Origin of the sequence: Fructilactobacillus sp. Tb1 (assembly GCF_050500285.1) — a bacterium.
GTDB lineage: Bacteria > Bacillota > Bacilli > Lactobacillales > Lactobacillaceae > Fructilactobacillus.
This window is the reverse complement of record NZ_CP191377.1, coordinates 789,246-812,047: the sequence shown is the minus strand read 5'-3', so window position 1 is coordinate 812,047 and position 22,802 is coordinate 789,246. Positions and strand designations below refer to the sequence as shown.

Sequence of the window (22,802 nt, the reverse complement as noted above, 5' to 3'; positions counted from 1 at the left end):
TACTATATACGAAAAAATAGACCACCAACGTGATCTATCTCAATTTATTAACCTAATTTTTTATCTTTAATCAAAATGAATGAAAGCACGGCACCAATCAAGAAAGTAACAATTCCGACAGTAAGCACATTTTGCATTCCGACATAGTAAGCATGAGATACAATCGTATTCACTTGGCTGAAATCAAAAATATGACTCAATTGTGAACCACTCATTTTATCCACGATGGCTTTACCAGAAAATGGACCAGCATTAGTAAAGACGTGTTGAATCTTTTGACTCATACCGGGAACCATGACATGCATGTTGCCCCACAAATCATTGATGTGTTTGTTATATCCGTTAGTTAACGCAATTCCGTAAATAACAATCCCAAAAGTGATCCCACTTTGACGGAAAACATTTGCCAAACCAGATGCCATATCAATATGACGTGGATCAACCGAACTAACGGCCGTATTTGAAAGTACAGTATTCAAGAAGAAATTCCCAATACCAAAGAACACAAACGAAACAATTAAGACTTCCCAAGTTGAGCTGTAACCCAATTGAAGTTTCATCGCTACCATACCTAAACCAACGATTAACAATGAACCACTAATTAAGATTCGTTGTGATAGTTTGCTTAAGAAATAACCAGAAAGTGGTCCAAGAATGATTGAGAAACAACCAATCAACATTTGCCGAATCCCAGTTTCCAGTGGTGTATATTGCATGTAGTTTTGCATCAAAATCGCAAGGTAAGTGAAGAATGCGTATAGTCCACTACCTAAAGCAAAAGCGGCAATACAAACTCCGACGAAAGTTGAACTCTTGAAGATTTTCAAATCAATCATCGGATTATTAATCAAAGTTTCCGTTGCAATAAAGGCTGCTAACAAAATAATCCCAGCAATGAACCAGCCCATCACTTTCATGTTAGTCCAAGCATAAGCATAGTGATTTTCTTTGATGATTAAACCATAAATAAATGAGAAAATCATCGCAGTTGATAAGATGATTCCTAAGAAATCAATATTACTCTTAGAAATATCAGTGTTTTTAGGAACAGAGAAATAAGTCAATGCAATAGTGACAATTCCCACAGGCACATTAACCAACAAGATTGATTGCCAACCAAAGTACTCAACTAACAATCCACCAAATAATGGTCCTGAAGCAGTTGATAAACCAGCAGCAACTCCCCACATTCCCATGGCAAATCCACGTTGTTTACCTTTGAAAACTTGAGCGATGATACTCATTGAAAGAGTCATCATTCCGGCCCCACCAAAACCTTGAATTCCACGAATGACGATCAACATGTTAGCAGTGTTTGAAAAACTACCCACTAATGATCCAACTGTGAAAATCACCAATGAAATCAAGAAAATATTTTTCCGTCCAAAAATAGTGGCTAATTTGGAAATCAAAAGAAGTCCCACCGCATATACCAACGTATAAGCACTAACTACCCATTGAGTTTTATCATATGAACTATTGAAATATTCTTGGATTGAAGGTAACGCAACATTAACAATGGTTACGTCCAACAATGCCATGAAACAAGCTAAACAAACTGTAAATAAGACGACAGCTTGTTGCTTTGAAATTTTATTTGACATTTAATCTATCCTTTCATTTTAAGCCAATATATCTATCATACATCATTTTATTAATTAAAAATATTTATTAAATAATTGTTTAAACGTTCAAGCCTTCCGTAGAATGTGATACGCTTAACTTATAATAATTAAACATTCTTGAAAGAGGATTTTAAAATGAAAACAACTGCTTCAAAAGATGCAATTGCTAATGCATTTTTTAAACAAACTTGTGAACGTCATATATCTGAAATAACTATTTCTGGATTAGTTGAAAGTAGTGGAATTTCTCGTCAAACTTTTTACAATAATTTCACTAATTTATATGACGTAATCATCTATTTAGAAAATATTTTGGACGAAAAATTGAATCTTCCTAATGCTTCCAATTTTTCAGAAATTAGTCTTTCAATCCAAGATATTTATAAATATCTGCCTGATAATATCTATAAAAATCGTAAAATTCTGCATAAAATTTATACTACTGATTTACGTGGTTTTTGGCTGGTTCACATTTTGGAAAAATATAAAGAGGTAATCCAAAATACTATCTTTAATAATTTTGAATCTCCTACCCTTACCAAAAATGATGCTGCAACCATTTTTATTCACACAATTATTGCTGCTATTGATGATTGGGTCTCAAAACCCATCCCAGAAAATCCCGAAACTTTCAGTAATACCCTAAAAGCTATTTTAGAAACCCCGGTAATTAACTTTTTTGAAATAGGTGAAAATGATTAAAAATTACTTTAGATTAGCTCTCTTAAGCCCTCTTGTTTAAAATTTTAGATTTAACGTGATAATATTGATTAAATAAGTGAGGTGATCATATGGCAAATAGAAAATTTATTAGTGCAAAAATCCTAGAAAAAGAAATCGCTGTTTTCGGAACCAATCCTGAAGAAAACAAAGATGTAACTGATTTTCGAGTTGCGGTTGCCTTAGGAAATGCAAATGCTGATTATCTTGACCCTAAAAAACTTTCTAAGAGTAGTTTAGGTAATATTTATTCAATCTGGTTAATGACTTATATCAACATGCCTGGATTAGAAAATCTAAGTGATAAAGCATCTGAAAGTTTAATTAATGAATATGACTTCCGTGATGATATGGATGACTCAGTTGATCATCATAATTTTGCTAAATATTTAAATGGCGAATTAAGTATTGATGAAATTAAAGAACAATTAAATAATTTGAAATAATAAAAGCACTTTAACTTATTTTTATCTAGGTTAAAGTGCTTTTTTTGTTTATTGGTAGAATATTTTGTCAACATTACATTTTAATTGAAAATAAATTCACAAGAAAAGTATAATAAATGTAAATTGGTAATCTATATCAATAAATTTAGGGAGGATTTTTATGACTATTTCATGGATTGCAGCGATTATTGGTTTATTAATCGCAATTGGTTTAATTTTACTAAAATTAAATCCTGTTTATTCATTATTTTTAGGTGCCATATTAGGCTGTTTATTAGGTGGTGCTAGTTTAACAAGAACCATTACCATCTTAACTACTGGAACACAAAGCATTATGGGAACTGCCATTAGGGTTCTTGCTGCTGGGATGTTAGCTGGTGTAATGATGGAATCTGGAGCTGCTGATTCTATTGCCCATGCAATTGTTAATAAACTTGGAAATGCACAAGCTATATTATCATTAGCGCTTTCTACTATGATTATTACTGCAGTTGGTGTTTTTATTCCAGTTGCGGTTTTAATTGTTGCACCAATAGCATTGTCCGTTGGAAAAGAAGCGGGAATCAGTAAACTTTCACTACTAGTTGCATTATCTGGAGGTGGAAAAGCGGGAAACGTAATTTCTCCAAATCCCAACACTATTGCTGCCGCTAGTGGATTTCATACCGATTTAAGCAGGGTAATGATTGGAGGATTCATTCCAGCATTATGCGGATTAGCAATGACAGTGTTGGTTGCTTCAATTATTAAACATCGTGGTGAATTAGTTAAGGAATCTGATATGCCATCCAAAACTGAAAATGCTAAATTAATTCCATTACATAAAGCACTAATTACGCCAATTTTAGCAATTGTATTGTTACTTATATCTCCAATTGGTGACATCTTACATATTCAATTTCTAGCAGAAGTTAAAATCGATGCTATGTACGTTTTACCAATTGCTTCAATTATTGGAGCACTTTTAATGGGTCAAGGAAAACACATTTTAAACTATGCACAAGAGGGATTAGCTAAAGTTACAAATACAGTTATGATTTTAATTGGTGCTGGTGCTATTGCTGGATTAATCACTGCATCTAACCTATCTAAAGCTGTAGTAAGTGGTATTTCAACCGTCGGAATTTCTGGAACTTTTCTTGCCCCTATTTCTGGGATTTTAATGGGAGCTGCAATTGGATCAACATCAACTGCTGTTATTCTAGCTACTGGTTCATTTGGTCAATCAATTATAAGCACTGGAATTTCTTCTGTTGGTGCTGCAGTTATGGTTCAAACTGGTGCAACCGTAATTGATCAATTGCCTCAAGGAAACTATTTCCATATCACTGCACAAAGTATGAATATGAGTATTAAAGACCGTTTAAAAGCTGTGCCTTTTGAAGCTTGCGTTGGTTTAACTATGACAATTGTTGCAACAATTATGTATGGAATCTTATAAGGAGAATATTAATCATGAGTTTAAAATTCGTATTAGCCCCTGATTCATTTAAGGAAAGTATGACTGCTAAACAGGTTTGTGATGCAATGAAAATAGGAATTAAAAAAGCTATGCCCACGGCCGAAATTACAAAAGTTCCAATGGCTGATGGTGGCGAAGGAACTGTTGATTCACTAGTAGATGCAACTGATGGTCACAAAGTTTTTGTAGAAGTTAATGGTCCACTCCCCGATCAAAAAGTTGACAGTTACTTTGGAATTCTAGGTGACGGTAAGACAGCTGTTATTGAAATGGCAAAAGCAAGTGGAATTGAACTAGTTCCTCCTGAAAAACGTGATCCATTTATAACAACTACATTTGGAACTGGTGAATTAATTATCGCAGCATTAAACGAAGGCGTTCAAAAAATAATTATCGGAATTGGTGGAAGTGCAACTACTGATGGTGGAATTGGAATGGCAGCTGCTTTAGGAATTAAATTCTATGATAAAAATCATAAAATTATTACCCCTAATGGTGCTGGCCTTAATAAAATTAACTCAATTTCAACAAAGGAATTAGACAGCCGAATTAAAAATACAGAGTTTATTGTTGCAAGTGATGTAACAAATCCATTAACTGGTGCTAATGGTTCAGCTGCCGTTTTTGGTCCCCAAAAAGGAGCAAGTGCTGAAGGGGTTAAAAAATTAGACGCCGGTTTAACTAACTACGCTAATGTGGTAAAACAGGAATTAAATATCGATATTAAAGATGTTCCAGGTAGTGGTGCCGCTGGTGGTCTGGGCGCAGGATTAATAATTTTTACCAACGCTACTTTAAAACCTGGAATAGATATTGTTATTGATGCAATTAACTTAAAAGAAAAAATTAAAAATGCCGATATTGTTTTAACCGGTGAAGGTGGAATTGACTTCCAAACTAAATTTGGAAAAACACCATTTGGAGTAGCCCAAGTTGCAAAAGAATTCAATAAACCTGTTATTGTTGAAGCTGGTTATATTGGAAAAGGAATTGATGAACTTTACCAAGATGGAATCACTGCGATATTTGGAATTTTAGGCCATGCTGGACCATTGTCAGATGCTTTAAAAGATGGTTCTACGAATATTACTAGAACTACTGAAAATATTGTTAGAACATTACAAATAAAATAATCAATAAAAAGAGGTGCAAATTTGCACCTCTTTTTGCTACTATTTTGTTTTAACCTGCCACAAAGGTTTTTCTCCGGATAATACTCTTACTATTTCGCTAGCTGCATCATTTGCCATGCGATTCATACATTCAACAGTATTTGAAGCAATATGCGGAGTTAACAATACATTTTTCAATTGATAAAGTTCACTATCCATTGGTAATGGTTCTTCATCGAAAACATCCAAAGCTGCGGCCTTAATTTCTTGCTTTTTTAAAGCCGTAATTAAATCATCCGTCTTAATCAAAGCTCCTCGTGCTAGATTAACAAGAACTGCATTATTTTTCATCATTTCAAATTCACGTTTGCCAATGCTCCCTTTAGTTTGTGGTGTAACCGGCATATGCAACGTAATTATGTCTGAGTCACGAAAAATAGCATTGCGGTCGACCTTTTTTCCGTATTCTGATTGGGTTAGATGTGGAGAATAGATATTTATATGCATATCTAACATACTCATCTTTTTAGCAACCATTTTCCCAATTCGACCATAGCCTAAAATACCAAGAGTTTTCCCAGCTAAATCAAATCCCATATGGTTATTTTTATAGTTCCAGTCATCATCACGCATTTGAGTTGAATCATTAAATAAATTCTTAGAAACATCCATAATTTCAGCCATCGTTGTTTCTGCAACTGTCGAAGCGTTGGCTAAAGGGGTAATCGTAACAAAAATATTGTGATCACGCATAAATTTAACGTCAATGTTGTCAAAACCAACTCCATTTCTTGCAATGATTTTCAAATTAGGCATTTTAAAAATAGTTTCATTAGGAAATGGTTCTGTTCCCAAAATTATCCCATCAACATCACTTGCGTATTTAAGCAACGTGGTAATTTTTTCATCAGGTAATTCAATTACTTCTATGCCATAAGCTTTTAAAGTAGTCTTACCTACCTCTGATAATGTTTTTTGTACTGCCACTTTTTTGGTCATTTCGCACCTCCAACAATTATTTACAGGTATATTTTATACCTTGGTCATTAAAACAAGTTTATTGGTGCTTGAAGAATAAAAGCTATTGACTTTTACTTTTTATATAAATATAATTCATATGAATATTATTTATATAAATTTAGGAGCTATAATTATGAAAAATAAAAAATCTAGTCTAATTCTTTTCGCAATGTGCTTAGGAATTTTCATTGTAATGCTAGATACAACCATTATGAATATTGCTTTACCGGAAATTCAAACAAATTTACATACTAATTTAACTAATGTATCTTGGGCATTGAATGCTTATACCATAATTTTTGCAGCTACTTGTATACCGTTAGGAAAATTGGCTAATATTTATGGCAAAAAGTTATTTTATATTTGTGCACTAATCATTTTCGTCCTTGGTTCAATAATCAGTGGGATTAGTTCATCTATTAGCATCTTAATTATTGGACGAATTTTTCAAAGTTTTGGAGCCGCAATTTTGTTTCCACTAAGCATGGACTTAGGTATATCAACTCAATCAGATAATTTAAAAACTAAAGCAACTCTCTTTATGGGTATTACTCAAGGTGCAGCTGCTGCATTCGGTCCAACCATTGGTGGTTTCATTACTGAATTTCTTGGCTGGAGATATATTTTCTTTATTAATATACCCATTGGAATAATTTCAGCAATTATTTGCTTTATCTACTTACCTAACAATATGGAAAAAGAAGCCACACAAATTGATTGGCTAGGTTCTGGATTAACCATTGTTGGATTATTTTCGTTAACTTTAGCTTTAATTCAGGTTCGGTTTTGGGGAATTGATTTTCGAATTTTAGCATTATCCATTATTTTCATAATTTCAGTAATTTTATTCTATTTATGGGAAAATCACACTGATGTTCCAATGATTGACTTTATGTTATTTAAAAATAGAAAATTCGATATATCGGCAGTTTCTACCTTATTTGGACAATTATTATTAGTTGGATTCATGGTAATTATGCCTACATTTTTCACTAATATGTTCAATAAAACTGCCTTTGAATCCGCATTATTAATTACTCCAGCTAGTCTAATGATATTTATTCTATCGCCATTAGCAGGACTTTTAATTAAAAAAGTTAATTCTAAATACCTATTATCATTAGGATTCATTTGTTTAGGAATAGGGTATTTAGGTCTTTCAACTCTAACTAGTTCATTAAATTACTCTTTATATATAATCTATTGTTGTCTAGTTGGTGCGGGATACGGATTGTTAATTGGACCGATTAGTGTCCTCTCAACTGAAGGGTTCAAGGGTAGTCAATTAACCGCATCTCAAAGTGTTATTGGGGTACTTCGTCAACTTGGAACTGTTTTAGCAGTTGCAATCTTTGTTAGTTGTTTAAATTTCAATTTATCAACTGCAAAACATCAATCTATAACATCCGCACAATCTCACATTGAACAACTTAATGTCTCAGCAAAAATAAAAAGCGATACAATGAAAAAAGTTAAGTACCATCTAGATCACCAACAAAGTACCCAAAATCCTAAAGTCAAATCTGATACAATAATGAATAACAAAACAAAAATTGTTGATGATCAATATCAGCAATTTTTAGCTGAACACCATTTACAAAACAATTTACCGATTCAATTTCAATCTAAAATAAAAAAACAGATTACTGACATAGTAATAACTAAATTAGAATCTGTAATTCACGCAGTAAATACCATTCAACATGATATTAAAGAATATTATGTTAAAGCATTTACTAATCTTTATTTATACGCAGTTCCATTTGCATTTTTACTAGCATTATTAGTATTTTTCATCCCAACTAATTCAAGGAGACGACAACATGAAAAGTGACGATATAATTCTCGGAATTTTATCAGAAAAACCTGCTACTGGTTATGAAATAAAAGAAAAATTTTCATCAATCTTTAGTAACTTTTATAACGCATCTTTTGGTAGTATCTACCCTATTTTGCACAAGTTAACTGATGCTGGAAAAGTAACTTTTGAAACAGTTGAGCAATCTGGAAAACCAGATAAGAAAATCTATTCAATCACTAAAGATGGTCGTAAAGCATTCAATGAATATTTACAGCATCCAGTTGAAAATAAAAAAATAAAATCTGATTTTATGGTTCATCTTTTTTATAGTTATGATATGTCTAAAGAGGCACGTGAAAATCTAATCCAAACTGAAATTAATAATCAAGCTGAAGGTATCACACAGCTTGAATCATTACGAAAAAGTCTAAATTTAAAGGAAGTTACAAAATATCAATTATTCACTTTAGACTTAGGAATCAAACAACGTAAATTATTATTAAATGAGCTTAAATTACTTGAAAAGTAATTCTCACTTCTAAAATGTAATATTGTTCCACAAAAAAACTCCGCAAATATAAATTTGCAGAGCTTTTTTCGTATTTACTATTGAGCAGTATAACCACCATCAATCACCATTTCTGAGCCTGTCATAAATTTAGATTCATTTGAAGCTAAGTATACACAAGCATAGGCAATGTCGTCTGGGTCGCCTAAATGACCCATTGGTGTCTTAGTTCTTTGTGACATCATATCTTCTAATTCTTTTGGAACCATTGGAGTCTTAATGTATCCTGGATGAACTGAATTAACTCGAACATCGTAGTCTTTTAAGGCACAATCAACAGCAGCTGATTTACTCATCATCTTAACCCCACCTTTAGATGCATTGTAAGCACCTAAATTAGGATCACCAACAATTCCTTCAATTGAAGAAACATTAATAATTGAAGCACCAAGATGTTTATTCTTCATACGACGAATTCCTTCACGTAATCCATAAAACACACCATCAAGGTTAATATGAAGAATTTGTTCCCACTCTTCATCCGTAGTATCTTCAATACTTTTAGCAAGCGCAACTCCAGCATTATTTACCAAAGTAGTAACTTCTCCAAATGCGTCTTTAGTCCGATCAAAAACCATTGGCCATTCTTCAGCATCAGAAACATCTTGTCTGACGAACAGTACAGAATTAGGAAATGCCTTATTAAGTTCAGCAGCAGCTTTATCACCTTCGTCTTCATGACGACCAGTAATTGTTACTTTAGCGCCTTCTTCAGCAAAACGGTATGCAACACCATATCCAATTCCCTTTGTCCCACCAGTTACGATAGCAACTTTATTAGCTAATCTATCTGACATAATCAAGTTCTCCTTTTTCTTTTAATAATTTAACGATAGCATTCATAAATTAGAAATGTTTATTCTACGTCCTAAGTTAAACAAATTTTAAATACTAAAACAATCACTACATAATCTTCCCATATCTAGTTATAATTATTAGTAAGTGTTTGATTAAATAGATTTACATTTGATTCACTAATTTGTCGTTTATTATGAAAAATTTTAACGTTCCAAGTCTGGGTTTGATGCCCGATTTTAACTGAAATCGCTTCAGCGGTAATGAGTCCCAATTTTACTGGACGTAAGTGAGTAGTCTGAATATCAAGCCCAACTGCCACTTGTTTATTAGTATCAAGATTTTCATTGGCTCCCATACTGGCAGCCGTTTCCGCTAACACACAGCTAATCCCACCATGCATTAAACCAAACGGTTGCTGCATTTCAGGTGTAATTTCCATTGATAAGATCACTTTATCAGGCGTTAATAATTCAGTTTTAATATGTAATAATTCGATTAAATTCACGGGTTAATCCTTCCACTAACATTCTATTTTAATTAATCTTATACTAAGAATATTATAACAATCAATTTGGAGGTCATTATGACTAGAAAATGGGAAACAATTAAAAATGATTACCAAGATATTTTATTTGAACGAACTGGAAAGATTGCAAAAATCACAATTAACCGTCCAGAAGTTCGTAACGCTTTCACACCTGTCACAGTTGAAGAAATGATCGATGCGTTTGCACGTTGCCGTGATGACTCAACAATCGGTTGTATTATCTTAACTGGACAAGGAGATCTGGCTTTCTGTTCTGGTGGTGACCAAGGGGTTCGTGGTAACGGGGGTTATGTTGGTAAAGACCGCATTCCTCGTTTAAACGTGCTTGATTTGCAACATTTAATTCGTATCATTCCTAAACCAGTTATCGCCATGGTGCGTGGCTGGTCAGTTGGTGGTGGTAACGTGCTTCAACTAGTTTGTGACCTTACTATCTCTGCTGATAATGGTAAATTTGCCCAATCTGGTCCTAAAGTTGGTAGTTTTGATGGTGGTTACGGATCTGGTTTATTAGCTGATACTATCGGTATGAAACGTGCCAAAGAAGTTTGGTTCATGTGCAAAACTTACACTGCTCAAGAAGCTTATGACATGGGTTGGATTAACAAAGTTGTACCTTTGGCTGATGTCGAAGCTGAAACTCTGGAATGGTGTGATACTATGCTTAAACGCTCACCAATGTCACTTCGTTTAATCAAAGCTTCTATGAATGCCGCTACTGACGGGCTTGCCGGGATTCAACAACTTGCAGGTGATTCAACTTTACTTTACTATACTAGTGATGAAGCCAAAGAAGGTCGCGATGCCTTTATGGAAAAACGTGATCCTGACTTTGACAAGTTCCCTAAATTCCCATAAAGAAGGTTTGCTAAATGGATAATTGGCTGCAAAAACGAGTTTCGTTAACGCCAAATCGAATGGCCCTTTCTTATCATACACAAAGTTGGAATTTTGCTGAATTACAAAAAGAAGTTCAACTAGTTTCTCAGCATTTAGTTGGCTTAGATGTGCAAAAACTGAAACGAGTCGCAATTTTAGGCAACAATACTCCCCAACTCTACTTCACCATTTTAGCGCTCCAACAACTTGGCATCGAAATTGTCTTTATTAATAAAAATCTGGCCGTTCCAGAAATTGAATATCAATTAGAGGACGCAGATGTTAAATTATTAATTTATGCTGATGAGTTTAGTGCTAAACTTGCTGGCTTTAATAATTCATTTTCTTTATCTGAATTAATGAATTCTAAAATAAAATCTGCCGATAAATTTATCCAAGCTGAATTTAATTTAAATGACATTACTAGTATCATGTACACTTCTGGTACGACTGGAAAGCCGAAAGGTGTCATGCAAAGTTATCGTAATCACTGGTCGAGTGCAATTGGGGCTGATTTAAACTTACCAGTCACAGCAAAAGATGTTTGGATCTGTGCCGTGCCATTATTTCATATCAGTGGTTTTTCAATTATGATGCGCAGTCTAATTTATGGAATGGGTATCCGTTTATATGAACATTTTGATGCAAAATTAATTAATCAAGATTTAGTCGCCGGAAATGGAACCATTATTTCGGTCGTTCCCTATATGTTGAAAAAATTATTAGAAGTTAAAAATTCAGATTATAATGATAACTTTTCCTATATGCTACTAGGCGGCGGTGCCATTGACGTGCCTACTTTAGAAACATGCCGTAGTGCTAATATCAATGTCATTCAATCATATGGTATGACTGAAACTGCTTCCCAAGTGGTTGCTTTAAATTTTGCAGATGCCATTCGTAAAACTGGATCTGTTGGTAAACCACTATTCCCGGTTAGTTTAAAAATTAAAAATGCAACCGAATCAAACCAAATCGGTGAAGTTATGTTACAAGCAGATAATATTACCCCTGGCTATCTCAATCATCATAAATCAATTACTCAAGATGGTTGGTTTGCAACCGGTGATTTAGGTTATCTCGACGATGATAGCTTTTTATATTTAAAGAGTCGTTTATCAGAATTAATTATTTCTGGTGGTGAGAATATTTATCCGAAAGAAATTGAAGATGAATTAATCAAGTTACCTGAAATTGCAGAAGCTGCGGTGGTGGGTAAATCAGACTCTACTTGGGGATCGATTCCCGTCGCATTTTTGGTGACAGATAGTAACGTTGATTTTCAATCAATCACTGACTATCTAACTACTAAATTAGCGAAATACAAAATTCCCAAACAATTTATTCTGCTTGATGAGTTACCAAAAACGCATAACGGAAAAATAAAACGATCTAACTTACAAAATAAACTGTAAACAAAAAAACAGAATCTCAATCGAGATTCTGTTTTTTTAATTACTTATTATTTACGAATTTTGAACCATGCAAATGCACCGGCAATAACAACTACGATTGCAGCAATTACTGTAAAAATAATAGCGCCATGTCCTGATTCTTCTTTTTTATCTGATTTATCTTTTTTGTCAGCTTTGTCAGCATCATCTTTTTTATCAGACTTGTCTGATTTATCTTTCTTAGCCTTAGCTGCTTTGTCTTTTTTAGCTTTAGCAGCTTTTTCACTATCACTAGCCTTATCACTACTATCGTTATCATTATCTGAAGTAGCTTTTTTATTGCTATCTGATTGTTGCTTGCTAGTTGAACTACCGTTATTTGATTTTGCAGTAGCTGATTTAGTAGCTTTTGCAGCACTTGATGAACTAGTATTGTTACCTGATGCTGTGTTAGCAGTAGTAGCTGCACTGTTAGAACTATTGTTTGTTGCAGTAGCAGATTTAGCAGCTACTGGATCAATAGTTTTGTAAACAACTACCATTTGTTGGTTTGAGCCATTGTATGTCATTGATGGACCATAAGCATCATTTTGACCATTTTCAACTTTATCAAAAGCGTATCCGTTAACAGTAGGTACTTGTGCAGTAAAAGTACTTCCTGCTGTTCCAGTATTTACAGTTGCTGGATGAATAACTTGTCCATTTTCATTTTGGTAAACAACCGTAATGGTACCTTGGTTAGCATCTGATAAGTTAGATGGATTTGCTTGAGCTAATGTTGCAGCTCCCATACCTAAACCTAATGTGAAAATTGCAACTAATAACTTTGCAAAATATTTTTTCATAGTCCTTATACCTCTTTCTTTAAATAGCATAATAGGAAACATCCTAGTAATAGGTTACCATTTAACCCAGGGTTTTTAAACAATAATTACCAATTAACTTTTCTTTTTTTATTCTGTATGCAATTAATATTAACGCAAAAAAGAAGTCGCAATTAAAAATTACGACTCCTTTTCTCATTAATTATATGTGTCACTTTTAAGTGTGTTTAATTCATTATGTTATTCCTATTGGAACAATAACATTTTACTACATAATTGTGAATATGTTAACACACTAATTAATTTTGGTTGGGAAATCCATCAAAATCAACGTTAGAATTGTTAAAGACATCGGTATTCTTACCAAAGTCAGAGGCTTCAGCTGCCCCAAATCCAGTGTAGAGAAGTGGATGAGCTAAATTTTGAATTTTAACTGATTCTAATGCTAGACCTAAATTATCAAAATTCTTAGGTTTGAAACATCTAACTAAAACATAGACTTGTTGATTTACTGCCAAAGCAGCTGGTTTACCATCAATTTGTAATACTTCATTAGCAGGTAATCCACTTGCAGGAGCATCTGAATTTGCACCATAAATAGTTGGCACATATGGTGCTTTAGAAATATAAGTTGCGCGTGTATCATCATGAATTTCACTGTGATAAAAATGATCTGTTAAATAATGTGCTAAAGCTTCATCATCACTAACTACTTTAGGATCTGACAATGTAATTGTGTAAGATGGTGTCCGGTTCATACCAACGTGACTAACTACTTTTTCAGCTAAAGAGTTGTATTGTACGAAACCAGTTACAATTGCTTCTGCGCCTGCTCTTACGTGTGCTTCATTCAATGAATCTACCATAATATCATATCTCCTATTTTCTTATTTGTAGTCATATTAACATTATTAAAATTCAAAACAAATAAATTGACCCCTAGAACTTATAAGAACTACAATTATCTAACTAGATAAATGGAGATGGAAAAAATGAAAACTGCTTTAGTTACTGGTGCTAATCGTGGAATTGGCTTTGAACTCACCAAAGACTTTCTAAAAAATAACATTAACGTTATTGTGGCTGCTAGAACGCCAGAAAATGTTCGAGCTACAATTGATAAATTAAGTGATATTGATACATTAGCTAACGCTTCTGGAATTGTAATTGATCTTAATGATAAAAACACAATTCAAGCCGCAAAGCATCAATTTGAGAGTAATGATTTATCATTAGATTATTTAGTAAATAATGCTGGAATTGCTGGTGATATGAGTCATGGTGCCCTTAAAACCACAGAAAGTGATATTAAAAAAACGCTTGATGTTAATCTTTTTGGGACTATGGAAATCATTAAGGCCTTTTTACCATTTGTCACTGATGCTCAGGGTAAAATTGCTAATTTAACTGGTCCTTACGAAGCAGTTAAATGGTACAATCCAACTGCTTACCGTGTTTCTAAAGTAGCTCTTGATGCATTAATTCAGTCGTTTGCGATTGATTTTAAAAATAATGAAATACCCGTTCAAATCTTTGGAGTATTTCCTGGTGGTGTATCAACCGATATTAATCATCATCGTCAAGGACCTAATATGAAAACCGTTGAAGAAGCTGGTACTCAAATCATTAATTTAATTACTAACCATGAAGACTATAATGGTGATATTGTTAGCAGCACCGGTCAAATTTTAGTTGAATTAAAATAAACCAAAAAAATAATGATAACTGGAAAACCCAGCTATCATTATTTTTTTACTCTGTAATTCTAATTATGTCCAAATTACCTTCCAATTGATACTCACTAATTGGACTTGGTAGGACAAAAGTCATTCCTTTATTTACTTGATATTTCTGATTATCAATAATTAGTGAACCCGTTCCATCAATCACAATATTGATAGAATAATTGTTTTTAGTCGTAAATACGGCTGGTTTATCATTATTAATCTTGCTAACTTTAAAATATTTAGCCCGTAAGATACTTGTTTGCGCTTTATTATCTTTATCGGTAATTGGCAATGTCATTTTTTTATCAGGTTCAACATTTGGGAAATTAGTAACCTCAATTGCCTCATCAACTTGTAACGGACGTTTTTTACCTGTTTCCGCATCTACCCGATCAAAATCATAAAATCTAAGTGTATCGTCTGAACTCTGTTCAATTTCTAAAGCTACAATACCAGCTCCTAAAGCATGAAGCGTTCCAGCTGAAACATAAATCATATCACCGGGTTTGACAGCAATTGGATTTAATAAATCTGCTAGCTGATGATTTTTGATAGCTGCTTTCATTTCGTCAGCAGTTTGCGCCTTATGCCCAAAATAAGCTTTTGATCCAGGTTCAGCAGATAATATATACCAGCATTCTGTTTTTCCATTTGGTTCTTTAAAATACTTTCCTGCATTGTAATCATCTGGATGCACTTGAATCGAAAGATTTCGTTTGGCATCTAAAATTTTTACTAGTAACGGAAAAGCTTCATCAGCGGGATGATGATTAAATAATTCCGGATGATGCTCCCAAACGGTCTTCAAAGATTGTTCTTTAAAATTACCATTCATAATAATGGATAGATCTTCTCCATATGTAGAGGCAAGCCATGCTTCCCCAACTTGATCTTCATTAATTTGATAATTAAAATCTTTTAGCTTTGTCCCACCCCACATTTTGTGGTGGAAAATTGGTTTAAGAAAAAGTGGTTGTGTTTTGCTTTCATTTGTCATGATTATAAATACTCCTTGTTATCGTTATATCGCAAATCATGATTAGTATAACATGTAAGCGATTACATTGTTTAGTAAAAAAACTCATTTTAATAGTTAAAAAGGTTGATTTATTTATTGTAAGCGCTTACAATAATGTTGTTATAAGATTTAATCTTTTCTTAAGAAAGAAGGATATTACTATGAAAAAACATCATTTAAGCATTTCATTTATTTTTATTTTTGGTGCTTTAGGTGGATTACTATTCGGATTTGATACTGGTATTATTTCTGGTGCATCTCCTTTAATTGAATCAAGCTTCCATCTTGGTACTGAACAAACTGGATTTATCACTTCATCCGTTTTAATTGGTTCTGCAATTGGGGCTTTATCAATCGGATCTCTATCTGATAAATTTGGTCGAAAAAAATTATTAATTTTAGCTGCAATCTTATTTCTTATTGGATCTAGTTTATCAGCTATTGCAACTGGATTCATCTCAATGGTAATTGCCAGAATAATTCTTGGTCTTGCTGTTGGTGGTGCATCTGCTTTAACGCCAGCTTACTTAGCTGAACTAGCTGATAAAGAACATCGTGGATCTTTAGGTACCATGTTCCAATTAATGGTTACTCTTGGAATTCTATTAGCTTATGTCTCTAACCTTGTATTTTTGAACCATAATTTATTAGGAATTCGTGACTGGAGATGGATGCTTGGATCAGCATTAATCCCAGCTATCCTATTATTTATCGGTGGTATTTTACTTCCTGAATCACCTCGCTATTTAGTTGAAAAAGGAAAAGTTCAAGAGGCTCGTAACGTTCTTGGGATTCTCAGAAATAATCAAAAAGATAATCCTGATCAAGAAATTAAAGATATTCAAAAAGTATCTCACCAAAGAAAAGGCGGTTTGAAGGAACTATTTACGGTTGCTCGTCCTGCTTTAGTTGTCGCAATCGGAATTATGTTGTTCCAACAATTAGTCGGAATTAATGCCGTTATTTACTTCCTTCCACAAGTATTTATGAAAGGATTTAATTTCCCAGCTTCAAGTGCTATTTGGATTTCAGTTGGGATTGGTATCGTTAACTTTGTTGTTACCGTTCTAGCTTACCTAATTATGGACCGTGTAAATCGTAAAACAATTCTTATCTTTGGTTCATTAGTAATGGGAATTTCTTTAACTGCGCTTGCAATTCTTAACTTTACTTTGAGTATCAGTGCAGCTGCTATCCCAACTATGTTATTAATTGCTGTTTACATTTTTGGGTTTGCTATTTCATGGGGTCCAATTGCCTGGTTATTAATTGGTGAAGTTTTCCCACTTTCAGTTCGTGGAATTGGTACTGCGATTGGTTCTGCAACTAACTGGATTGCAAACTTCATCGTATCGCAATTCTTCCTTACAATTTTAGCTGAATTCCATTATAACGTTGGTGGTCCATTCGCTATCTTTGCCGTATTTGCATTCTTATCATGGTTCTTCGTTGCCCGTTACGTTCCAGAAACTCGTAACAAGTCACTTGAATCAATTGAAGAAGATTTAATTAACCGTTACACTAATAAAAATAAGTAATAACAATATATTTAATAAAAAAAACCAAGTATCATAATGCTTAAATATGATACTTGGTTTTTTTATTTTTCCATATAAGAACAACATCTACATGGTTTAATCCGTAATTTTATTCAAAAAAATCGTCAGAATCAGTAAGTCAGCTGATCCACCTAAACTCAAATTATGCTTAGCACATTGCATACATAACTTATCAAGTTGTTTTCTATTTAAACTATTAGTCTTCTGATACTCATCCACAATTGCTTGAGCATTTGCTTTAATTTCAGAAACCAATTTTTCGTTATTATGGGCTCGTTTAATTAAATTACTATCGTAGTTTTTAGTCACGATGACTAATAATGCCAACAAATTTTTATCATTTTCACTTAACTTACTGGCTTTATAGATAGGAAAACTTGCTTCCAAAACGATGGGAAAACCAGCCTCAGTTTGGCCTCTAATTCCAGTTAAGCCAAATTTTTGAAATTGTTTTTGTCCAGCGGTTAATTCAGTTCCGGATAAATTACCTAAATCGTTTTTTACTAACCCAGTTGTCATTGCTTTTTCAACATCAATTAAATCTTTCAAAGTCCCTAAACTATTTTTATTAACGTAGCCTAAAGCAGCTACCATAATGCCCAGAATAAAAACAATTCCTTTATGGGTATTTACCCCCTTAGTAGCTGAAAACATCCGTTTCTCTGCAATCATCCCAATTGGACGCAACTTATGAAATAACTCAACTAATGATTGACCTTGGAATTCAAATCCCAGTTTCCAACATTCTTTAAAATAAGGCATCATTGTGACTGAACTATTTATAAAGGTATAAATGTTCATATCTGCATGCCCTGCGTTACTAACTGGATCGACTAATCCCGGTTTAGGCCAAGTGACCGCTTCCGCTAACATCGCTTCAACAGCCAATTCTGCAGTTGATTCACTGTTCAGTTGTCGTACTTTATAGTTTTTAATCATCAATTTCCTCATCATACATCTTCGATATCTTATCTTGCAATTCAGCCACGGAGTGTTGTCTACTTCTAGCACATTCTTTCGCATTCTGATTACAAATTAAGCATTTTCGGGGACTATAACCACTCTCTACTCTGGAATAATGACCGTGTTTGCTATTTAAAACATCGATATCAAATAACCGGCGATAGTTAAATTCATCTTCAAATGCGATAGCCTTTTGTTTTACTTGATCAGCAGGCATGGATACCACAAATAAAGTTTCTGGACCAGCATCTGAATTCAAATCAACTTTTTTTAGAACTTTAAAATTAGTTATAAACTCTTGTTCACCAGTTTTAAAAAGTTTCGCAATGTATTGATTGTTTTTAATTGGACCTGGGATATTTAGTTTAACGGTTACAACTGTATCCTCGGGAAATTCTGTTACTAATTGATGTTGTAAATAATTTCTGTGATCTTTATTATTTAAAACTTGTTCAATTGACTGTGGGTTTCCCTCTGCAAAAATGGTCTTCATTTTATTTCCCCCATTCAAAAGGGACCCATTTGAATAAATTCAAATGAATCCCTTTTTTAATTAGTCTTTAACTTCTTTAATTGTATCAATAATAGTACCATCACGGTATTCTACTAATCCAACTGTTTTATCAGTATAGTGAAGTGGTTCTTCTTGACCAACAATCTTTTGTGCTTTTTCAGCAAGTTCATCAATTGTGTAGAGTTCAATTCCTGGAATATCAGAAAGTTGTTGTTTAAGATCTTCACGATTAGGATTTACAGCAACTCCATAATCAGTTACTAAAACGTCAATTGAGCTTCCTGGGGTAACTGCAGTATCAACACTCTTAACGATTGATGGGATCCGACCTCTGGTTAATGGGGCACAAATAATGGTCATCTTAGCCATCGCAGCATCTTGGTGTCCACCAACAGCTCCTCTAATAATTCCATCTGAACCAGTTAAAACATTAACATTAAAGTTAGTATCAATTTCTAAGGCACTCAAAATAGAAATATCAAGTTGATCAACCATGGCACCCTTATTATATGGGTCAGCATACCATGATGCATCGATTTCTTGTTGATTTTTGTTTTCTCTCATTGAATTAGCGGCTGCTTTATCAAAATCTTGAACATCCATCAACTTATCGATTAATCCTTCTTCTAGTAAATCAACCATTGGTTTAGTAATTCCACCTAATCCAAATGATGCTTTAACATTTTGATCAATCATTGCTTCTCTTAGGTATCTAGTAACAGCTAAGGCAGCTCCACCAGAACCAGTTTGGAATGAAAAACCAGTTTGGAAGTAGTCTGAATTAGTAATTACATCACTTACCATGTTAGCAATTTTTAGGTTTTTAGGATCTTTCGTAAATCTAGTAGCACCTGATCCAATTTTATCTGGATCACCAACTTTGTCGATTTCAACTACGTAATCAACTTGAGTTTGGCGAATTGAAGCTGGGGTGTTAGGGTAAGCAACTAAGTTATCAGTTAATAGCACTAATTTATCAGCGTAAGCTGCATCCATTAAAGCATATCCTAATGATCCAAAGGCTTCTTCACCATACATACCATTTGCATTACCACAACGGTCTGAATTTGGTACACCTAAAAAGGCAACGTCAATTTTAATTTCACCAGTTTCAATGGCACGAGCTCTACCACCATGTGATCTGAAAATAACTGGGGCATCAAGTGCACCATGTGACACAACGTTACCTAATTCGCCACGCATCCCAGAAGTAGTAATGTTAGTTACAGTTCCATTTTCAATGGCTTCAATCGCAACATCGTTCATGGCACCAGTTAATGAAGAAGGAGCAAGGGTTAAATCTTTAATCCCTTGTTTCATGATTTCTTTCATTACAGTATTGAAAACAAAGTCACCATTTCTAAAGTGGTGATGGAAAGAAATTGTCATTCCATCTTTAACGTTATCTCTTACAATTTTAGCAAGATCATCAGTTACTTTGTTATCCCCATCTGATACTCGAACTGTTGGTGCAGTTCTTTGAATAGTTGGGTGTCCAATTTCAGTTGTTTCAAATGGTTTATATCCATACTTTGTCATTAAATCGTCTGGTAAAATTCTTCCAAGTTTATTTTCCAATGTAATGGCCCTCCTTATCAACTAATCCTGATGCTTTAGCAAGTTTCATAACTCTTTCGGCACGTAAAGCAACTGGACGGTCAACCATTTGACCACCCATTGCAATTACACCAGAACCAGCAAGTCTTGCATTTTCAATGGCTGTAATAACATTCTTAGCATTAATGATTTGTTTTTCTGTTGGAGCAAAAACTTTATTAATAACTGGAATTTGACGAGGATTAATAACTGATTTACCATCATATCCTAATTCATGAATGTATTCAGTTTCGTTAATTAAACCTTGAGTGTTATCAACATCAGTATAAACTGTATCAAACGCAGCAATTCCAGCAGCACGGGCAGCATTGATAATCATGTTACGTGCAAATTCAAGTTCTTTTCCGTTAGGGTAACGGTGAGTTTGTAAATCAGTTGTATAATCTTCAGCTGATAAAGCAACCCCAATCATTCGGTCTGATGCTTTAGCGATTGATGGAACATTCAAAACCCCTTCAGCACTTTCAATGGCAGCCATCAAATGAGTTTGTCCTTCAGGAATACCAAATTCTTTTTCGGCAGAAATTACTAGGTTTTCCATTTCTTTAACCATGTCAGCATTTTCAGTTTTGGGAATTCTAATAACGTCAATTCCAGCCTTTACCATTGCTTTTACATCAGCTTGGAAAAAGTCTGTATCTAATCCATTAGTTCTAACGACAAGTTCTGCATCACCATAATCAACATTTTGTAATGCTTCATATACTAAGTTTCTTGCGGAATCTTTTTCAGCTAAAGAAACTGAATCTTCCAAATCAAACATGATTGAGTCGGCTCCGTAAATTCCGGCATCTTTTAGCATACCAGCATTATTACCCGGAACAAACATCATTGTTCTACGTAAACGATCTTTTTTAAATGTCATTATAATACCTCCCAATCAGGTTCTTCACTAGTTCCTAAAGAACGTTGAATTGCAGTAATTGTCCGAGCTTTGATGACACAATCAAGGGCACCTTGATCAACTGCTTTGATATTAATGTTTTCAAGGCCAAATTTGTTTACAATTTCTTCAATTGTTCTAATAATACTTTTACCAAATCGTTCCTTAACATCTGATGTAAGGTTAATTTTTACCCCATCATTACCTTTACTAACTGTAATTTGAATGTCAGATGATTCAAGAGTTCCAGCAATTGCTGTTTTTTTAATTTCCATTAATCTTCATTCCTTTCTTGATTCGATCTTGCAAGGTTGCTTTGTTTTTAGAAACAAAATTATACGTGGTACTTGGTACTAAGTCCTTTACCTTATCCAAATTATCATCCGCAATCGCACGTCTTACCGTCCTTGCTGAAATGATTTGGTACTTATTACTTTCCGTTAATCGTGGAATAATAACTACCTTAATCTCTGGAGGAAGGATTTCTTTAAGTGTATCATTGTAAACTTTTGTTGTGGCAGACTCAGGCTCAGTTCCTAGATATCTAGTTTTAATCTTCAAATTTTTAGCAATCCAATTTTTAAATACTAAAGCATCAATTTTTGTTTGATAAACAATTTTTTCGGTCGTATCTTTCAAAAAGTACGCTGGAAAAGTAGCATAACTAACTAAATAATCGCCACCAGGAACTACAACTACGTTATCTAAATCACTCGTTCCTTCTTTAATTAACGCCGTCCGCTCTTTAGTGGTAAATAATGATTTATCAGTACTTACTACAAAAACGTACAAAACATCACTTTGTTGTGCTGCTTGTTCAATTAAATAACGATGGCCCCTCGTAAAGGGATTAGCGTTCATTACAATGGCACCAATATTTTTTGCATTTTCAAACTTAGGCAAATTAGCAAGATAAGTTTCAATACTTTGATCGCCAGTTTCTAAAAAGGCGGCGTCAGTGTCTTTCACAATTAAGGAAAAGCCAACTCTTTCAAAACTTTTACAATATTTGGGTTTCGTAAACACAAAAACATGGAAAATATCTTTTTGCGCTAAGATACTCAAAAGTTGGGAAACAATCCGATTAAATAATGCCCCATTTTCACTGTTTAAATTGCAAACGGCAATATATTTTAAAACATTACCTGCATATGAACCCGTGGCTACTAACTTATCATCATCAAAAATTCCAATTGTTCCGTCTAACGGTTCAATTTCATTTTGACTAAAATTACCAATCCCCAACGCCTGCAAAAAGTCATGCCACTGCTTAAATTGATCAGCATCTTTGATATTAATATTTCTAAATTCTAAATTATTCATCA

23 protein-coding genes are annotated in these 22,802 nt (G+C 33.8%); 10 read left to right on the top strand and 13 right to left on the bottom strand.

Going from position 1 to position 22,802, the window contains the following annotated elements:
- Nucleotides 1-47: 47 nt before the first annotated feature.
- Nucleotides 48-1,604 carry an MFS transporter gene (locus tag ACQW5G_RS04190; RefSeq protein WP_429971814.1) on the bottom strand — a complete coding sequence of 519 codons (1,557 nt, stop codon included), beginning with the start codon at nt 1,602-1,604 and terminating at the stop codon, nt 48-50.
- 156 nt (nt 1,605-1,760) lie between these two features.
- On the opposite strand from ACQW5G_RS04190, the gene ACQW5G_RS04185 reads away from it, so the two are divergent.
- The 4 genes from ACQW5G_RS04185 to ACQW5G_RS04170 all read left to right on the top strand — a co-directional run bounded on the left by ACQW5G_RS04185 (nt 1,761) and on the right by ACQW5G_RS04170 (nt 5,386).
- Nucleotides 1,761-2,327, top strand: a complete 567-nt coding sequence (locus ACQW5G_RS04185; protein ID WP_429971813.1) for a hypothetical protein — start codon at nt 1,761-1,763, stop codon at nt 2,325-2,327.
- 89 nt (nt 2,328-2,416) lie between these two features.
- Nucleotides 2,417-2,791, top strand: a complete 375-nt coding sequence (locus tag ACQW5G_RS04180) for a hypothetical protein (protein ID WP_429971812.1) — start codon at nt 2,417-2,419, stop codon at nt 2,789-2,791.
- Nucleotides 2,792-2,951: 160 nt separating this feature from the next.
- Nucleotides 2,952-4,232: a GntP family permease gene (locus tag ACQW5G_RS04175; protein WP_429971811.1), complete on the top strand. Its 1,281-nt coding sequence runs from the start codon at nt 2,952-2,954 to the stop codon at nt 4,230-4,232.
- Nucleotides 4,233-4,246: 14 nt separating this feature from the next.
- Nucleotides 4,247-5,386 carry a glycerate kinase family protein gene (locus ACQW5G_RS04170; RefSeq protein ID WP_429971810.1) on the top strand — a complete coding sequence of 380 codons (1,140 nt, stop codon included), beginning with the start codon at nt 4,247-4,249 and terminating at the stop codon, nt 5,384-5,386.
- 39 nt (nt 5,387-5,425) lie between these two features.
- Here ACQW5G_RS04170 and ACQW5G_RS04165 read toward each other — a convergent pair whose 3' ends face one another.
- The gene (locus ACQW5G_RS04165) at nt 5,426-6,364 is read right to left on the bottom strand and encodes a phosphoglycerate dehydrogenase (protein ID WP_429971809.1); all 939 of its coding nucleotides are present in this window, start codon (nt 6,362-6,364) and stop codon (nt 5,426-5,428) included.
- Between the two features lie 154 nt (nt 6,365-6,518).
- On the opposite strand from ACQW5G_RS04165, the gene ACQW5G_RS04160 reads away from it, so the two are divergent.
- Nucleotides 6,519-8,219 (top strand): MFS transporter, encoded by a 1,701-nt coding sequence (locus tag ACQW5G_RS04160; RefSeq protein WP_429971808.1) that lies wholly within the window; start codon nt 6,519-6,521, stop codon nt 8,217-8,219.
- Nucleotides 8,209-8,715 (top strand): PadR family transcriptional regulator, encoded by a 507-nt coding sequence (locus tag ACQW5G_RS04155; protein ID WP_429971807.1) that lies wholly within the window; start codon nt 8,209-8,211, stop codon nt 8,713-8,715. Before ACQW5G_RS04160 ends, ACQW5G_RS04155 begins: the two co-directional genes overlap by 11 nt.
- 77 nt (nt 8,716-8,792) lie before the next feature.
- Here ACQW5G_RS04155 and ACQW5G_RS04150 read toward each other — a convergent pair whose 3' ends face one another.
- Together ACQW5G_RS04150 and ACQW5G_RS04145 are read right to left on the bottom strand one after the other, a co-directional pair.
- Nucleotides 8,793-9,551, bottom strand: coding sequence for a glucose 1-dehydrogenase (locus ACQW5G_RS04150; RefSeq protein WP_429971806.1), 759 nt, complete (start codon nt 9,549-9,551; stop codon nt 8,793-8,795).
- Between the two features lie 125 nt (nt 9,552-9,676).
- Nucleotides 9,677-10,057 carry a PaaI family thioesterase gene (locus ACQW5G_RS04145; RefSeq protein WP_429971805.1) on the bottom strand — a complete coding sequence of 127 codons (381 nt, stop codon included), beginning with the start codon at nt 10,055-10,057 and terminating at the stop codon, nt 9,677-9,679.
- A gap of 78 nt (nt 10,058-10,135) precedes the next feature.
- On the opposite strand from ACQW5G_RS04145, the gene menB reads away from it, so the two are divergent.
- Nucleotides 10,136-10,957 (top strand): 1,4-dihydroxy-2-naphthoyl-CoA synthase, encoded by an 822-nt coding sequence (gene menB / locus ACQW5G_RS04140; RefSeq protein ID WP_429971804.1) that lies wholly within the window; start codon nt 10,136-10,138, stop codon nt 10,955-10,957.
- A gap of 14 nt (nt 10,958-10,971) precedes the next feature.
- On the top strand, nt 10,972-12,393 hold the full coding sequence (locus tag ACQW5G_RS04135) for an o-succinylbenzoate--CoA ligase (protein WP_429971803.1): 1,422 nt from the start codon (nt 10,972-10,974) through the stop codon (nt 12,391-12,393).
- Between the two features lie 47 nt (nt 12,394-12,440).
- On the opposite strand, the gene ACQW5G_RS04130 is transcribed toward ACQW5G_RS04135, so the two are convergent.
- Nucleotides 12,441-13,217 (bottom strand): MucBP domain-containing protein, encoded by a 777-nt coding sequence (locus ACQW5G_RS04130; protein WP_429971802.1) that lies wholly within the window; start codon nt 13,215-13,217, stop codon nt 12,441-12,443.
- Nucleotides 13,218-13,495: 278 nt separating this feature from the next.
- On the bottom strand, nt 13,496-14,062 hold the full coding sequence (locus ACQW5G_RS04125; RefSeq protein ID WP_429971801.1) for a hypothetical protein: 567 nt from the start codon (nt 14,060-14,062) through the stop codon (nt 13,496-13,498).
- A 126-nt stretch (nt 14,063-14,188) separates the two neighbouring features.
- Between ACQW5G_RS04125 and ACQW5G_RS04120 the strand changes: the two genes are divergently transcribed.
- On the top strand, nt 14,189-14,902 hold the full coding sequence (locus tag ACQW5G_RS04120; RefSeq protein WP_429971800.1) for an SDR family NAD(P)-dependent oxidoreductase: 714 nt from the start codon (nt 14,189-14,191) through the stop codon (nt 14,900-14,902).
- 46 nt (nt 14,903-14,948) lie between these two features.
- On the opposite strand, the gene ACQW5G_RS04115 is transcribed toward ACQW5G_RS04120, so the two are convergent.
- A complete protein-coding gene (locus ACQW5G_RS04115) occupies nt 14,949-15,920 on the bottom strand; it encodes a type I phosphomannose isomerase catalytic subunit (protein ID WP_429971799.1) in 972 nt (323 codons plus the stop codon).
- Nucleotides 15,921-16,102: 182 nt separating this feature from the next.
- Between ACQW5G_RS04115 and ACQW5G_RS04110 the strand changes: the two genes are divergently transcribed.
- Complete coding sequence (locus tag ACQW5G_RS04110; protein WP_429971798.1) at nt 16,103-17,479, top strand: sugar porter family MFS transporter; 1,377 nt, start codon at nt 16,103-16,105, stop codon at nt 17,477-17,479.
- 96 nt (nt 17,480-17,575) lie between these two features.
- On the opposite strand, the gene citG is transcribed toward ACQW5G_RS04110, so the two are convergent.
- Genes citG through citC form a run of 6 tightly spaced genes read right to left on the bottom strand, consistent with a single transcriptional unit; the run spans nt 17,576 to nt 22,800 of the window.
- On the bottom strand, nt 17,576-18,439 hold the full coding sequence (gene citG, locus ACQW5G_RS04105) for a triphosphoribosyl-dephospho-CoA synthase CitG (protein ID WP_429971797.1): 864 nt from the start codon (nt 18,437-18,439) through the stop codon (nt 17,576-17,578).
- On the bottom strand, nt 18,432-18,956 hold the full coding sequence (gene citX, locus ACQW5G_RS04100) for a citrate lyase holo-[acyl-carrier protein] synthase (protein ID WP_429971795.1): 525 nt from the start codon (nt 18,954-18,956) through the stop codon (nt 18,432-18,434). Before citX ends, citG begins: the two co-directional genes overlap by 8 nt.
- Nucleotides 18,957-19,016: 60 nt before the next feature.
- The gene (gene citF / locus ACQW5G_RS04095; protein WP_429971794.1) at nt 19,017-20,555 is read right to left on the bottom strand and encodes a citrate lyase subunit alpha; all 1,539 of its coding nucleotides are present in this window, start codon (nt 20,553-20,555) and stop codon (nt 19,017-19,019) included.
- Nucleotides 20,545-21,459, bottom strand: a complete 915-nt coding sequence (gene citE / locus ACQW5G_RS04090) for a citrate (pro-3S)-lyase subunit beta (protein WP_429971793.1) — start codon at nt 21,457-21,459, stop codon at nt 20,545-20,547. The genes citF and citE overlap by 11 nt, the downstream gene beginning before the upstream one ends.
- Nucleotides 21,459-21,752 carry a citrate lyase acyl carrier protein gene (gene citD, locus ACQW5G_RS04085; RefSeq protein WP_429971792.1) on the bottom strand — a complete coding sequence of 98 codons (294 nt, stop codon included), beginning with the start codon at nt 21,750-21,752 and terminating at the stop codon, nt 21,459-21,461. The genes citE and citD overlap by 1 nt, the downstream gene beginning before the upstream one ends.
- The gene (gene citC, locus ACQW5G_RS04080; protein ID WP_429971791.1) at nt 21,742-22,800 is read right to left on the bottom strand and encodes a [citrate (pro-3S)-lyase] ligase; all 1,059 of its coding nucleotides are present in this window, start codon (nt 22,798-22,800) and stop codon (nt 21,742-21,744) included. The genes citD and citC overlap by 11 nt, the downstream gene beginning before the upstream one ends.
- Nucleotides 22,801-22,802 lie beyond the last annotated feature (2 nt).